The following is a 14,189-nucleotide window of genomic DNA, read 5'->3' as shown; positions in this document are numbered from 1 at the left end:
CTCATTCGGCCGGTGCGAGTTCGGCTTGCTCGGGTTTGGATTTCCGTCGGCTGAAGAGGGAACGAATTCGGCGCACACCCTCCATCAGACCGCCGGGCAGGAAGATCACGACAAGCATGAAGGCGATGCCGAGCGTCAGGTGCCAGCCCTCGCCAACAAAAGGCGTGGTGACGGTGACGAAGAAGTTTTCGAGCCCGTCTGGCAGGAACGAGAAGATGGCGTGCAGCCGGCCCTCATTGTAGGCGGAGAAGATGTTCTCGAAATACTTGATCACACCCGCTCCGACGATCGGCCCGACCAAGGTGCCGGCCCCGCCCAGAATGGTCATGAGCACGACCTCGCCCGAGGCGGTCCACTGCATGCGCTCGGCCCCCGCGAGAGGGTCTGTTGCCGCCAGCAGCGCGCCTGCCAGACCGGCGTACATGCCCGATATAATGAAAGCGGTCATCGCATAAGGCCGCGTGTTGAAGCCCGTGTAGGCCATTCGGTTCTGGTTGGATTTGATCGCCCGAAGCATCATGCCGAAGGGAGACCGGTCGATGCGCAGGGCGATGAAGAAACACACGATCAGCAAGACCGCACAAAAGTAAAAGCCCCCATAGCCGCCCATCGTAAGGCCGAAGAAGTTTGGAAACGGAATGCCTCCCGTCGCGTCGATGCCGAACGTCCTGTCAAGGATTCGCGCATCCTGAAGTGAAAGCTGAAGGCCCGTCTCGCCATTGGTGATGGGTGTGAGCACCGAGTAGGCGAGATTGTAGGACATCTGGGCGAATGCGAGCGTAAGAATGGAGAAATAGATTCCGGCGCGCCGCAGGCAAATATAGCCGATTGCGGCCGAAAACAGCCCCGCGACGATCATCGCCAGAAGGAGCGCCGGAACAACATTCATGCTGAACAGCTTGAAGGCCCAGACAGCGGCGTAGGAGCCGACGCCGAGAAACGCCGCATGTCCGAAGGAGAGATAGCCCGTAAGGCCGAACAGGATGTTGAAGCCGATGGCGAAGATACCGTAAATCGCGAATTTCTGGAGCAGATCGGGGTAGTTCGCGCCCAGCGGATCAAGCCAGATCGGCATTGTAAGGACGGCGATCGCGAAGAGCGCCAGGAAAAGGAAGTCTTGGCGAAGCGTTGTCATCTGCATCTCAGTTTTCCATCACGCCGCGCCGGCCCATAAGGCCGCGGGGGCGGACCAGCAGCACCACGACCGCGACGAGGTAAATGATCACCTGGTCGATCCCGGGCACCAGATCCTTGACTTCATTCATGGATACGAAGCTCTGCAGCACACCGAGCAGGAAGCCTGCGAGGACCGCCCCGGCAACCGAGCCCATGCCGCCGACCACCACCACCACGAAGGAAAGCACGAGGAAATCCATACCCATATGGTAGTTCGCCGGCACGATGGGCGTGTACATTGCTCCTGCAATCCCGGCGATGGCAGCTGCAATACCGAATACGACAGTAAAGCGGCGTTGTATGTTGATGCCGAGAAAGCCGACCGTCTGGCGGTCCTGCATCCCGGCGCGCACGACCATACCCCAGGTGGTGAACTGTAGAAAAGCGATCACAAGGCCCGCCATCAGTATGGAGAACGCGAGATAGACCAAGCGCCACCAAGGGTAGTAAACGCCGGATTCCAGCCCCAGCCATGCACCCACGTTAGCGCTGCCAGCGAGCGCTTCCGGGGCGCTGACGGGAATAGGGTTGGCACCGAAGAAGGCTTTGATGATCTCCTGAAGCACGATGGCCAGGCCGAAGGTTACAAGAATTTGCTCGGCATGGGTGCGGCGGTAGAAAAAACGGATAAGCCCACGTTCCATCGCCAGCCCGACGGCCAGCATGAACGGAATCGCCACCAGAATGGAAAGCGGAACGGAATATTGTAGCAGGACCTCGCCGAAATCGCCGAGCCATGCCTGAACGAGCGGCGTTCGGATTTCCATGGGGGACCCCCAGGGAGTGAGCCTGTCCGGGTCGACCGTCACCGTTTCGAGCTGAAGAATGCGCCGGACGGCCACAGCCACAAAGGCTCCCAGCATGAAGAGTGCGCCATGGGCGAAGTTCACCACGCCCAGTGTTCCAAAGACGAGGGTGAGGCCCAGCGCGATCAGCGCGTAGGCACCGCCCTTGTCCAATCCGTTGAGTAGCTGAATTATGAAAGCGTCCATTCAAAACCACCGTTGCCCGTGGGGGGGGCGAGCTAGAGCCAGTGAGGGATCGCACGCGGGATAAGGCGGGCGGCCGCACGCCGCCCGCTCCCGTTATGCAGTCCTTCAGCACTGGCCGTTCACGTCACCAAGCTCGCCGCCGAAGATGGACGGATCATACGTGACCTGCTCGGTCGGGACTTCTCGGACGACCTCAAGCAGGTCGAACTTGTCCTGCGGCTCCTCTTTGCCCTGCACCACCAGAACCGGTTTAAAGCACTGGTGGTCGGCGCCGCGATAAAGTGTCGGGCCGTTTCCGAGACCGTCGAACTCGAGATCCTCGAGCGCTTCCACCACGCCCTCGGGGTTGAACGTACCGGCCGTTTCAACGGCATTCGCGTAGAGCAGCGCCTGCACATAACACGTATGTGCGGCCTGGGATGGCGGCTGACCATATTCCTGGCCAAAGGATTTGGTGAAGGCCTGAGTGCCGTCGTTCTCCAGCTTCCAATCCCAGTTGGCCGTGCCGTAAATTCCCTTGATGGCCTCGCCCGCACCCTGCGCCATCAGTTCGGAGAACAGCGGCACGACGATCTGGAAATCCTTGCCGTTCGCCTCCCGTTCGCGAAGTCCGAACTGGACGGCCTGGGTCAGGGAATTGACCATGTCCTTGCCGTAGTGGTTCAAGATCAGCACATCGGCACCCGAGTTGACGACTGGCGTGATGTACTGCGAGAAGTCGCCGGCGCCGAGCGGCGTGCGCACGGTTTCGACAGTTTCCCAGCCGAGCTGCTCCGTCGTCGCCTTGATGGACTCTTCCTGCGTCCAGCCCCAGGTGTAATCGGCGGTCAGGTGGTAGGCCCTGCGGTCATTGCCATAGCTTTCGGCAAGCACCGGCCCCAGTGCCTGGCCGGACATATAAGCGTTGAAGAAATGCCGGAAACCGTTACGCCTCTTGTCTTTGCCGGTCGTATCGTTGGAGTGCGTAAGACCGGCCATGAAGATCACACCGGCTTCCTGGCAGAGTGACTGCACGGCGACGGCAACGCCGGAAGACGAGCCGCCGGTGATCATGAGCGCGCCGTCCTTCTCGATCATGCGTCTCGCGGAGGCGCGCGCGGCGTCGGACTTCGTCTGGGTGTCGCCGGTGACGTACTCGACCTTCTTGCCCAGAATGCCGTTGCCTTGGAGTTGCGAACCGGTGAAGGTGTTCAGCATGCCGCCATCGCCCTCGCCGTTGAGGTGCTTCGCCGCGAGTTGCAGAGCGCGAAGCTCGTCGGCACCCTCATCAGCATAGGGTCCCGTCTGCGGAACATTGAAGCCGAGCACCACGCTCGATCCCGTAGGTTCATTGCAGTATCCCTGCGCCCGCGAAGCGCTGGTGAAGATGGTCGGCAACGCAAGGCCCGCGCCGGCCGCTACGCTTCCGCGCAGGAAGCGGCGGCGATTTACATTGAACAGCTTCATAAATTTTCCTCCCTAACGATCGAACGAGGGCAAAAAAGCCTCGCAGGCCCGAACGGACCACCGGTGCACACCCTGCCACTTGGTGAAACCGCTTCTCAATTCGTCTTTAGTTTAGGATCAGGGCCATATCTGATGAAACAGCGCCTGCCGCACTCAATCTCGAAGCCCCTGCGGCGGTTCGGAAGCTTCACCGTCTCACTCGCATTCAGTATACCATAGGTATTCATTATGGATTGCGCTGCGCGAATCTTCGTGCAGAATCGAAGAGAAAGAGAATGAGTAAAGTAACGCTTATTCGCGCTCTGGCCTCGAAGAGGATGTATACAGAAAGAGATGCACACCGGTGCGACCAACAGGACCTGGCGCACCGCAACGAATGAGTGCAGATAAGGCCCGCATTCATCCGTCGTCCGCCCGTTTGATTCGACAGTAGGTTTTCAATGACGAACTACATCCTGACCCTTCGCTGCGATAACCGCCCCGGCATCGTGGCCGCCGTCGCGGGCCATCTCGCGGAAAACGGCGGTAACATCACGGAAGCCCATCAGTTCGACGACAGCCAGACGGGCAAGTTCTTCATGCGTGTCGCTTTCGCCATGGAGAATTCTATAGAGCATTTCGAAGCCGCGCTTCGCCCCGAGGCCGAACGCTTCGGCTTCGAATGGGCGCTGCGCCCGGCGGGACAGCGCCGGAGGGTGCTTATTCTCGTATCGAAATTCGACCATTGTCTCGGCGACCTGCTCTACCGGACGCGCATCGGCGAGTTGGACATGGATGTGGTCGCCATTGTGTCCAACCATCCGCGCGAGGCGCTAAACCTGACGGTGGATTCCGGCATTCCCTTTCATCATTTCCCCATCACAAAGGAAACCAAGCCCCAGCAGGAGGCGCAGATCCGGGCGGTGATCGAGGAAACGGGTGCTGAACTGGTTGTGCTGGCCCGATACATGCAGGTTCTGTCAGACGCCTTTTCGGCCTATCTCACCGGCCGTTGCATCAACATCCATCACAGCTTCCTGCCCGGGTTCAAGGGCGCCAAGCCCTATCACCAGGCGTACGAGCGCGGCGTGAAAATGATCGGCGCGACCGCCCACTACGTCACCAGCGATCTGGACGAGGGGCCGATCGTGGCACAGGATGTCGAGCCGGTCAGCCATGCCGACACGCCGGAAGATCTGGTGCGCAAGGGCCGGGATATAGAGAGGCGGGTGCTCGCCCGTGCCGTCGCCTGGCACCTGGAGGCCCGGGTCCTGCTCAATGGACGCAAGACGGTGGTGTTCGCCCGATAGCTGAACACTGCAAGGTCCTAAGGCCCGTATCTAATATCTGTTGTCAGATATAAGACATAAAACGCGGCATGCGGATTATTTCAGCCGCGTCAGAAGTCCCGCGGCAAGCTGAGCACGCTCGACCAGGCTGTCGATCTCGATATGCTCGTCGAGCGTGTGCAGTCCGGCGCCGCGCACGCCGATTGAGTCCAGCGTCGGTATCCCCAGCGCACCGGTGAAGTTGCCATCCGAGCCGCCGCCGGCGCTGTCGTGGGTAAGTCCGAAGCCGAGCTCGGAGGCAATGCTGCGCGCGGTCTCGTAAACAGCCATCGTGCCTTCGTCCGGTTCCCACACCGGCCGGGTGACACCACGTGTCACCTCCACCGTCACACCGTTTTCCTCGCCGGAAAGAGCCAGCATTCTCTCCACGCCGTGGTCTAGGTCCTCCTGCCGCTTGGCCATGCTGAGAACTTCCGCATTGCAGGATGAAGAGACGCAATTCACCCATTGGCCGGCATGCACGACACCGACGCTGAATGTGCAATCATCCGTCGTCATGGCTTCGATATCGAGAATCTTTTTCGCCATTGCCGCAATGGCCGAACGCCCGTCTTTCAGCGCCCAGCCGGCATGGCTTGGCTTTCCAAAGGTCCTCACGTTGAACCGCGCGATGGCATAGCGGCCCGTCACTGCGCCGCCGTCAGCGCGCGCCGGCTCCGGCACCAGAACGTACTTGTTCTTGCGCGCTTCCATCTCGATAAGCTCGCGCGTGGAAGGCGTGCCGACCTCTTCGTCGGGCGTGAAAAGGACCGTCACGGGCAGGGCTGTCTCGATGCCGGCGAGTGCAAGCTGACGAATGGCTTCCAGGCAGACATAGTTGCCGCCCTTCATGTCCTGAATGCCGGGCCCGTAGCAGCGGCCATGCTCGACACGCCAGGGGTTTGTCTCCAGCGTGCCGATGGGATGCACCGTATCGAGATGGCCGGAGATGAGAACTCCGGGCTTGCCCTGGTCCCTGTGCGGAAAGCGCGCACGAACCGAGCCGCCATAGCCCATGCGGCCGGGAATGCGCTCGATCTCGGCCCCTGCCGCCGCAAGATCGTAGGCGGCAAGGTCCATCATGCGGTCGACCGCAGCGGCATCGAACGTCGGGCTCTCGCATTCCACCCAGGGCTTCAGCCCGGCAAGCATGGAATCGGTTTCGAAGGGCAGGTTCAAAGCATTCATCGGGACCTCGAAGATTAAAGCGCGTTGTTTATAGCGGCAGGCGTTTTTCGACGATGCGTGCCAAAACGCTCGCCCCGACCGGCAGCATGTCGTCGTCGAGTACGAAGCCGGGATTGTGCAACGGCACGGACCCCTTGTGTCCAATGGTGCAGTAAGCACCCGGTACGGCCTGAAGCATGTCGGCAAAGTCCTCGCTGCCGGTGACGAGTTCGTCCTTCTCAGAAGCGTTTTCCGGTCCGACGATTTCGGCGGCGGCATCGATATAGGCCTGCGAGCAGGCCGGGTCGTTCATGAGAACGGTAAAGACATCGCGCAGGTCGACGTCGATTTCGACCTCGTGCGCCTGCGCAAAACCAGCGCAAAGATTGCGGACACGATCGTGAATCCGCTCCTTCACCTCATCTTCGAAATAGCGGATCGTACCGGAGAGTTCGGCTCTGTCCGGCACGACATTGTAGGCCGAACCGGAATGGAATTGCGTAACCGAAACGACGGCCGGCTTTGTCGCCTCGACATTCCGGCTGACCACCGATTGCAGGTTCTGCACCAGCGCCGTTCCGATAACAATCGGATCCTTCGAGAAATGCGGCATGGCGCCGTGGCTGCCCACGCCCTGAATCGTGATGTCGAACATGGTGGCGCCAGCCATGGCCGCACCAGGTTTCACCCCCACTTGATTCGGTTCCGCCATCGGATTGTTGTGCATGCCGTAGATTTCGTCGCACGGGAATTTTTCGAACAAATTCTCGGCCAGCATGGCGCGCGCGCCGCCGAGTCCCTCTTCAGCAGGCTGGAAGATCACCACGGCGCGCCCGGCGAAATCCTTTGTCTCGGCAAGATACCGCGCCGCGCCGAGAAGCATGGTCGTGTGGCCGTCATGCCCGCAGCCGTGAAAGCGGCCGGGGTTCTTCGAGGCGTAGGGAAGATTTGTGAGCTCGTCCATCGGCAGCGCGTCCATGTCGGCGCGCAGCCCGATCGTGCGGCCGTTCTCACCCTTACCCTTGATCACGCCGACGACGCCGGTCTTGCCAATACCGGTGTGCACCTCGTCCACACCCCAGGATTTCAGAAGATCAGCGACGATGCCGGACGTCCGCTCCTCCTCGAATCCGATTTCCGGATTGGCGTGGAAATCGCGGCGGATCGCCGTCAGTTCCTCGGCGTAATCGGCAATCTTCGGCAATACGGGCATGGACAAGACCTCCTGACGTCCCAAGCCGGCTCAAGCGGCCGGCAACTCGCAGAAATTGGCGAAATCCCAGTTACGCCCGGGCGCGGCTTCGATGAGCGCGCGCGTATAGGCGTGCTGCGGATTGGAAAGAACATTGGCGGCGGTGTCGTGCTCGACCACACGGCCATGCTGCATGACGATCACCTCGTCGCAAATCTGTGCCGCCACCCGTAGGTCGTGGGTGATGAAGAGAAGGGCGATGCCGAGCTTCTTCTGCAGATCGGCTAGCAGCTTCAGCACCTGCGCCTGGACGGAAACGTCGAGCGCCGAGACGGCCTCGTCGGCCACCAGCACGTCCGGCTCCATGGCAATGGCCCGGGCGATGGCGATGCGCTGGCGCTGGCCGCCGGAGAACTGGTGCGGATAGCGGCTCACCGCGTCTTCCGGCAGGCCGACGAGCGACAAGAGCTCCTGGGCGCGTTTCATCGCCTTCGTGCGGTCCTCGCCCGTATTGAGCGGTCCCTCGATCAGGCTTTCGCCGATGGTCCATCGCGGATTGAGCGAGCGAAAGGGATCCTGGAAAACGATCTGGATGTGTCGGCGATGGGGGCGCAGCGCACGCCGCGAAAGCCGCGCGATCTCCGTGTTTGCAACCCGCACTTCGCCCTCGGTCGGGTCGATCAGGCGCAGGATGCAGCGCGCCACGGTTGACTTGCCGGAGCCGGATTCGCCGACAATGCCGAGTGTCCTTCCCCGCGGGATGGAAAAGCTGACATTCGTGGCGGCAAGCGTCGATTCGCGCTTAACAAGGAAGCCCTGGCCGCCATAGATCTTTTCCAGGCCCTCGACCACAAGTGCCTCGCCGCGTTTCTCGTCCGGGCGCGCTGGTTGAGGGACGAGACTGGGGACGGCCTTCAACAGCCTTTTCGTATAGTCTTTCCTGGGGGTGCGCAGAAGCTCTCCCACCGGCGCCTGCTCAACGATCTCGCCGTGATGCATGACGTGTACTGTATCGGCGATCTCGGCCACCACGCCCATATCGTGGGTGATGAAGAGCACGGCCGTTCCGTGCTTCTCCTGCAGTTCCGCAATCAGGCTCAGGATCTGCTTTTGCGTCGTCACGTCGAGCGCAGTGGTTGGCTCGTCGGCGATCAAAAGCTGCGGCTCGAGGATGATCGCCATGGCGATCATGATGCGCTGGCGCTGACCACCGGAAAGCTGGTGCGGATAGGAGCGGTAGATGCGCTCGACATCGGGCAGGTGCACCTGATTCATGATATCGATGACCCGCCGCTTCTTCTCCTGTGCGGAAAATTTGGCGTGCGTGTCCAGCACTTCCTCGATCTGGTCGCCCACGCGCATCACGGGGTTGAGCGCCGTCATCGGTTCCTGAAAGATCATGGAGATGCGGCTGGCGCGAAGCTCGCGCATTTTCTGCGCTCCCAGTTTCAGAAGGTTCTGCCCCTCCATGTCGATCGTTCCGCCCGTGGCCGCCAGCGCCTCCTTTGGAAGAAGACCCATGACCGCAAGCGACGTGACGGATTTCCCCGAGCCGCTTTCGCCGACGAGGCAGGCGGTCTCTCCGCTGCGAATGGACAGGGAGATGCGATCGAGAATGGGGGCGGCTTCCGGGCGGTCCAGGAGGCGCACGGTTAGGTCGCGGATATCAAGTACGGTCGACGCATCGTCAAAGCTGCGATTCTTGAACGCCATGGTTACGCCTCCCGCTTCTTCAGGCGCGGATCGAGCATGTCTCGCGCCGTATCGCCGAGCAGATTGATGGACAGGATGCACAACGACAGCATCAGGCCGGGCCAGAAGATGAGCGAGGGTTTCAGCTGGAAGTAGACCCGGCCCTCGGCCATGATATTGCCCCAAGTGGGGATTTCCGTGCTCACACCGGCACCAAGGAAGGACAGGATCGCCTCGGTCAGAATGGCCGAAGCGCAGATATAGGTGCCTTGAACGATCAGAGGCGCCAGCGTGTTCGGCATCAGGTGCTGCCAAAGGATTTTCGGCATTGAGGAGCCCAGTGTGATCGCCGCCTCGACGTAAGGCTCCTCACGCGCCGAAAGCACGACAGAGCGCACCAGCCTGACCACGCGAGGGATTTCCGGGATGGTGATGGCGAAAAGGACGGACCAGATGCTGGGTCCGTTGAGCGCCACAAGCGCGATGGCGAGCAGGATGGCGGGGATCGCCATCAGGCTGTCCATGATGCGCATGATGATGGCATCCGCCAGCCGGAAGAAGCCGGAGACGAGCCCGATGAGGAGCCCGATCAGCACACTGACGACCGCCGCGCCGATGCCTATGAAGAGTGACACGCGGCCGCCGGTGATGACACGCGACAGCACGTCCCGTCCATAGGCGTCAGTGCCCAGGGGATAGGTCTCGCTTGGCCCTTTCAGGCGCTCGAGCGCATCCATGGCCATCGGACTGTGGGGTGAAATTACCGGCGAAAGAAGTGTGACGATGACGATGGCCGCCAGTACGAGGGCGGCGACGATCGGCCCGGCACCAATGCGCCAGCGTTTCGGCAGCGCGATCGCGCCGAGCACCCATTGGAGGCGGGAAGCGGGTTGCGGAGCGACGGACATCAGTAGCGGATCCTCGGATCGATGAAGGTGTAGGAAAGGTCGATGAGGAGGTTGATGAGAACATAAATGCCGCTCGTCAGCAGAATCATGCCCTGGATCACGGGATAATCGCGCGCCAGGATGGCGTCGACGGTGAGCCGCCCGATCCCCGGTATGTTGAAAACGCTTTCCGTCACCACCACACCGCCGATCAGAAGCGCGAAACCCGTTCCGATAATCGTCATGATCGGCACGGCGGCATTGCGCAGTGCGTGTCGGAAGAGAACGATATCCTCCTTCACGCCCTTTGCCCGGGCGGTGCGGATGTAGTCCTCGCCCAGCACTTCCAGCATGCTTGCGCGCGTCATGCGCGCGATCAGCGCCACGTAGATGGTCGCCAGTGTCAGGCAGGGCAGGATCGCCCTCGCCAGAAAGCCGCCAATGCTCTCTGATGGCGGTATATAGCCTTGAACGGGCAGCCATCGCAGCTCGTTCGAGAAGATCTGGATAAAGATGTAGCCGATCACGAAAACGGGAATCGAAAAGCCGAGCACGGAGAAGCTCATCACGCCGTAATCGATCCAGCTCTTGTGCCGCCACGCGGCCACCACGCCCATTGGCACCGCCAGCAGAACCGAAATTATGATCGTGAGCAGGGCGATATTGACCGTAGGCCAGATGCGCTCGCTGATCATTCCGGTCACTGATGTATTGGAAATGATCGACGTGCCGAGATCACCCTGGAGCAGATTCCCGACCCACGTGATGAACTGGACATAAAGCGGGTCGTTAAGCCCGAGCGAGTCACGTATGCGATCGAGCTGAGCGGGCGTGGCCATGTCGCCGGCGATGATGGCCGCAGGGTCGCCCGGCGTAAGCCGCAGAAGAAGAAATACGAAGACAGCAACGATCGTCATCACAGGAATGACGGCCAGAATTCGGCGGATGATATAGCCTAGCATCGCGCGCAGAGACCTCGGTTGAGAAATGTGCCCGACAGTCGGGCGTGCGGACCGCAGATGGCCCGCACGCCCTGACGATGATGACGGACGGCAAGCCGTCCGCCAATGGCATTGTTACTCGCTTTTCTCCACGTTCCAGAAAACCGGAACGGGGGAGGGGATCATGCCGGTGATATTATCCCGGCGCGCCTGAGGCATGATGTACTGGCCGAGGGGAATGTAGTTCACATTCTCCATGTTGTGGGCCTGGATCTTCGCCGCGACTTCCTTCTGCTTCTCCGGCGTGTCCGCGGCGATGAACTCTGCGCGCAGCTCCTCGATCTTCTCGTCTGTCGGCCAGCCGAACCAGGCCTCGTCACCGCGGCCATTGAGCATCGGGCTGATAAGCGGCGAGTTGATCTCGGGCACCATCCAGTTGGTGAAGAAGAGATTCCAGCCGCCTTCTGAGGGCTCGGCCTGGCTTGCGCGCCGTGTCACCAGCGTCTGCCAGTCCATGGCCTGCATATCCACGTTGAAGCCGGCCTCCCGCAGTGCCTGTGCAGCGACGACCGGCTGGGCGGTCAGGCTGACGACATCAGTAGGCTGCATCAGCACGACTGGCGTGTTGTCATAGCCGGCTTCCTCCAGAAGCTGTTTGGCGCCTTCCACGTCGCCGCCGCTCGTCAGCGTTTCGGAGCCGGTTTCGTCGGCCAGTGGCGTACCGCAGCCGAAGATTGCGCCGCAGGTCGTGTAATACTCGGGATTGCCGATCAGCGTTCCCAGAACGTCTTCCTGGCTCAGGGCCATCATGGCTGCCTGACGGATCTTCACATCGTCAAAGGGCGGGTAGAGGAAGTTCATCCGGCCTATCGTCTGGTAGCCAAGATCGTCACGCGTCTCCACGACCACGTCCTGGCTGGTTTCGAGAAGCGGAAGGAGGTCGACCTGCACCTGCTCGATATAGTCGATCTCGCCGGAAATCAGCGCGTTGATCGTCGTTTGCGCGTCGGGCATGGTCACCCATTCCACGCGGTCGACCTTGACGTCCTTGCCACCGGCCATCCAGCTCGGCTCTTCGTCGCGCGGCACATAGTCCTCAAACTTTTCGTAGGTGACGCTGACACCGGGTTCGTACTCTTCCTCGACGAAGACAAAGGGGCCGGAACCGGTGTAGTCGGTGATCGCTTCGTCCGCCGAACCGCTCGCCACACGCTCGGGCATGATGAAGGGCGGGATCGCCGATTGCTTGCCGATTGTATCGAGAAGAGCCGGGAAGGGCTTCTCCAGCGTCCAGACGATTGTCTTGTCGTCGGTCGCCTCAAGGCTTTCGGTAACATCGAAGATGAGCTGACCGCCGGAATCGCGCTCGCCCCAGCGATTGAGCGAGGCCACGGCATCCGCTGCTGTCACCGGCTCACCATCGTGAAAGGTCAGCCCGTCGCGCAAAGTGAACGTGTAGACGAGATTATCGTCTGAAATCGTCCAGTCCGCCATCTGGGGCTGTGGCTCGAAATTTTCATCCGTCGCGACGAGAACGTCATAGATCATGTAGCCGTGATTGCGCGTGATGTGCGCAGTGGTGATGATCGGATCGAGTACTCGCAGGCCGGAGTGCATCACCGCGGTGATCGTCGTTTCCCCGTCCTGGGCGGTCGCGGGATGGATCAGGCTGGCGCTGGCCAGAAAGGTAGCGGCCAACAGTCCGGCAACGCCGCTGCGAGTCCGCAAGGCCCTGCTTGCGGGGTGAGAACAGGCGCGTTGTTTCATCATGGTTTCCCTCTTTTGGTTGGCGGTTGTTTTAACTTCTATGGCACCTTGCGGCTTCTGCGTCCGCATTGGTTGAACAGTTGTCAGGCCTCCACCCGTTTGGCCTGCACCGAATCCTTGGTCCGTTCGAAGGCCGGCCCGCAAGGCGACAGGCGCATGCCTTCGCCCAATTGTGTCCAGGGCAGGGAGGCGGGGTCAAGCGGCATCGGCCCGGGCGCCGTGCAGACCAGAATGGTTTCGGCGATCGGTTCGAAGTCGGCGCGGAAATGGACGGAACTCTTGTTGACGAGGATCGCCTGCTCGCGTGGCTCGATTCCGACGAAGCGATACATGGCCTGATCGGCCATTTGAGCTTTGTGCGTGGCGACGACGATCCTTACACCTCCGATGGACAGGCAGGCGGACAGGCCGACATTCATGTGCGTCCCGCCGTAATAAGGTCCGGTCGCGTGCAGGTCTCCATTTGAAAGCTTCTCCACCCGGAACGTGCCTTCGAAGGGAGCATCACCCGCGACGCCCGATTTTCCGCCGAGCGCCAAGGCAATCTCCGCCCCCTCGCCGGCCGCATGCGCGGCCTCTGCCGCATCCGGATCGACCATCATGCCGATCGCGGCACGCTCCGCGCCGTTGCGTACCAGCGCCTGCAGCATGCCCGTTGTGTCGGAATTGCCTCCGGCACCGGGGTTGTCCTGCGTATCGGCGATGATTATGGGGCGGTTGGCCGTCTGCGCGATGCGCATCGCCTCGCGCACGCCTTCATCCGGCGAAAAAGCACGCCCGGCAAAGGCCTGCTCGTTTACCAGCATCAGGTCTTGCAGGACGTCCGCGGCATCATCGGCCGCATCCTGGTCGACGCCATAGGCAAGCACCGTCGGCGCGCATTCGGCGAAATCGGCCGCAGGAAAGCCCATCAGAAGCGAGGTGCTGGCGACGTCCCCGGATTCGAGCGCGGCGACTTCCGCATAGATGCTGCACGCCGGCTCCAGCGACGTACACTGCCACGGAATGGGGATGAGAAAAGGGATGCGGCGGAACGCCTTGGCGAACGGCTCGCCGCGCGCCATCAGCGTATCAAGCGCTTGCGCCGTCCGGCGTCCCGTCTCGGCCATGTCGACGTGTGGATAGGTGCGAAAGGCAACCAGCACGTCGGCGTGTTCCACCATGCGCCCGGTGACATTGCCGTGCAGGTCCAGGCTGACGGCAATCGGCACATCCGGCCCGACGAGACTGCGCACACGCTCGATGAGCGCGCCTTCGCCGTCATCAAGGTGCGTGCAGACCATTGCGCCATGCAGGTCGAGATAAATGCCGTCGAGCGGCCCGGCCGCGCGCAGCCCTTCAATGATTTCACCGGCGATTTTCTCGAAGGCTTCCTTTTCCACATGCGCCGAGGGAATTGCACCCGTCCAAAGTACTGGCAGCATGCTCCAGCCGGCGCCCTGCCCATGGGCAAGCGCGCCCGAAATGCCGAGATTGACCCCCGGCGCGCGGGTGAGGATTTCGTTGCCGCGGGAGATGGGAAGATAGCCGCCCCCTTGCTCAAAGGCGGCGAGAGTGGCGCGTGAGGGCGCGAAGGTGTTCGTCTCGTGCAGGAAACCTGCCAGCGCCACTCGTTTTGCCAT

The 14,189-nt window shown here is 61.3% G+C and carries 11 protein-coding genes; 1 reads left to right on the top strand and 10 read right to left on the bottom strand.

Features of this window, described 5'->3' with window-relative positions; translation table 11 throughout:
* Position 1: 1 nt before the first annotated feature.
* The 3 genes from LY631_RS14910 to LY631_RS14900 all read right to left on the bottom strand — a co-directional run bounded on the left by LY631_RS14910 (position 2) and on the right by LY631_RS14900 (position 3,614).
* Positions 2–1,141: a branched-chain amino acid ABC transporter permease gene (locus LY631_RS14910; protein WP_445082893.1), complete on the bottom strand. Its 1,140-nt coding sequence runs from the start codon at positions 1,139–1,141 to the stop codon at positions 2–4.
* Between the two features lies 1 nt (position 1,142).
* Positions 1,143–2,168, bottom strand: coding sequence for a branched-chain amino acid ABC transporter permease (locus LY631_RS14905; protein WP_274426377.1), 1,026 nt, complete (start codon positions 2,166–2,168; stop codon positions 1,143–1,145).
* Between the two features lie 105 nt (positions 2,169–2,273).
* Positions 2,274–3,614, bottom strand: coding sequence for a substrate-binding protein (locus LY631_RS14900; protein ID WP_274426376.1), 1,341 nt, complete (start codon positions 3,612–3,614; stop codon positions 2,274–2,276).
* 440 nt (positions 3,615–4,054) lie between these two features.
* Here LY631_RS14900 and purU point away from each other — a divergent pair, with 440 nt between their 5' ends.
* A complete protein-coding gene (purU, locus tag LY631_RS14895) occupies positions 4,055–4,903 on the top strand; it encodes a formyltetrahydrofolate deformylase (protein WP_274426375.1) in 849 nt (282 codons plus the stop codon).
* A gap of 75 nt (positions 4,904–4,978) precedes the next feature.
* Here the strand turns inward: purU and LY631_RS14890 are convergent, their stop codons facing one another.
* The 7 genes from LY631_RS14890 to LY631_RS14860 all read right to left on the bottom strand — a co-directional run bounded on the left by LY631_RS14890 (position 4,979) and on the right by LY631_RS14860 (position 14,189).
* The gene (locus LY631_RS14890) at positions 4,979–6,109 is read right to left on the bottom strand and encodes a M20/M25/M40 family metallo-hydrolase (protein ID WP_274426374.1); all 1,131 of its coding nucleotides are present in this window, start codon (positions 6,107–6,109) and stop codon (positions 4,979–4,981) included.
* 28 nt (positions 6,110–6,137) lie between these two features.
* Positions 6,138–7,301, bottom strand: a complete 1,164-nt coding sequence (locus LY631_RS14885) for a M20 aminoacylase family protein (RefSeq protein WP_274426373.1) — start codon at positions 7,299–7,301, stop codon at positions 6,138–6,140.
* Positions 7,302–7,331: 30 nt separating this feature from the next.
* Positions 7,332–8,993 carry an ABC transporter ATP-binding protein gene (locus tag LY631_RS14880; protein ID WP_274426372.1) on the bottom strand — a complete coding sequence of 554 codons (1,662 nt, stop codon included), beginning with the start codon at positions 8,991–8,993 and terminating at the stop codon, positions 7,332–7,334.
* Positions 8,994–8,995: 2 nt separating this feature from the next.
* Positions 8,996–9,880, bottom strand: coding sequence for an ABC transporter permease (locus LY631_RS14875; RefSeq protein ID WP_274426371.1), 885 nt, complete (start codon positions 9,878–9,880; stop codon positions 8,996–8,998).
* On the bottom strand, positions 9,880–10,821 hold the full coding sequence (locus LY631_RS14870; protein ID WP_274426370.1) for an ABC transporter permease: 942 nt from the start codon (positions 10,819–10,821) through the stop codon (positions 9,880–9,882). Before LY631_RS14870 ends, LY631_RS14875 begins: the two co-directional genes overlap by 1 nt.
* Positions 10,822–10,935: 114 nt before the next feature.
* Positions 10,936–12,567 (bottom strand): ABC transporter substrate-binding protein, encoded by a 1,632-nt coding sequence (locus tag LY631_RS14865; RefSeq protein WP_445082896.1) that lies wholly within the window; start codon positions 12,565–12,567, stop codon positions 10,936–10,938.
* 83 nt (positions 12,568–12,650) lie between these two features.
* Positions 12,651–14,189 (bottom strand): M81 family metallopeptidase, encoded by a 1,539-nt coding sequence (locus LY631_RS14860; RefSeq protein WP_274426368.1) that lies wholly within the window; start codon positions 14,187–14,189, stop codon positions 12,651–12,653.

The organism is Chelativorans sp. YIM 93263 (assembly GCF_028767125.1).
Classification (GTDB): domain Bacteria; phylum Pseudomonadota; class Alphaproteobacteria; order Rhizobiales; family Rhizobiaceae; genus Chelativorans.
This window is presented reverse-complemented; position numbering and strand designations above follow the sequence as displayed.

Bases quoted from the DNA above. Each gene is read 5' to 3' on its own strand.
- LY631_RS14910 (WP_445082893.1), bottom strand. From the start codon at position 1,141: ATGCAGATGACAACGCTTCGCCAAGACTTCCTTTTCCTGGCGCTCTTC.
- LY631_RS14905 (WP_274426377.1), bottom strand. From the start codon at position 2,168: ATGGACGCTTTCATAATTCAGCTACTCAACGGATTGGACAAGGGCGGT.
- LY631_RS14900 (WP_274426376.1), bottom strand. From the start codon at position 3,614: ATGAAGCTGTTCAATGTAAATCGCCGCCGCTTCCTGCGCGGAAGCGTA.
- purU (WP_274426375.1), top strand. From the start codon at position 4,055: ATGACGAACTACATCCTGACCCTTCGCTGCGATAACCGCCCCGGCATC.
- LY631_RS14890 (WP_274426374.1), bottom strand. From the start codon at position 6,109: ATGAATGCTTTGAACCTGCCCTTCGAAACCGATTCCATGCTTGCCGGG.
- LY631_RS14885 (WP_274426373.1), bottom strand. From the start codon at position 7,301: ATGCCCGTATTGCCGAAGATTGCCGATTACGCCGAGGAACTGACGGCG.
- LY631_RS14880 (WP_274426372.1), bottom strand. From the start codon at position 8,993: ATGGCGTTCAAGAATCGCAGCTTTGACGATGCGTCGACCGTACTTGAT.
- LY631_RS14875 (WP_274426371.1), bottom strand. From the start codon at position 9,880: ATGTCCGTCGCTCCGCAACCCGCTTCCCGCCTCCAATGGGTGCTCGGC.
- LY631_RS14870 (WP_274426370.1), bottom strand. From the start codon at position 10,821: ATGCTAGGCTATATCATCCGCCGAATTCTGGCCGTCATTCCTGTGATG.
- LY631_RS14865 (WP_445082896.1), bottom strand. From the start codon at position 12,567: ATGAAACAACGCGCCTGTTCTCACCCCGCAAGCAGGGCCTTGCGGACT.
- LY631_RS14860 (WP_274426368.1), bottom strand. From the start codon at position 14,189: ATGGCAAAACGAGTGGCGCTGGCAGGTTTCCTGCACGAGACGAACACC.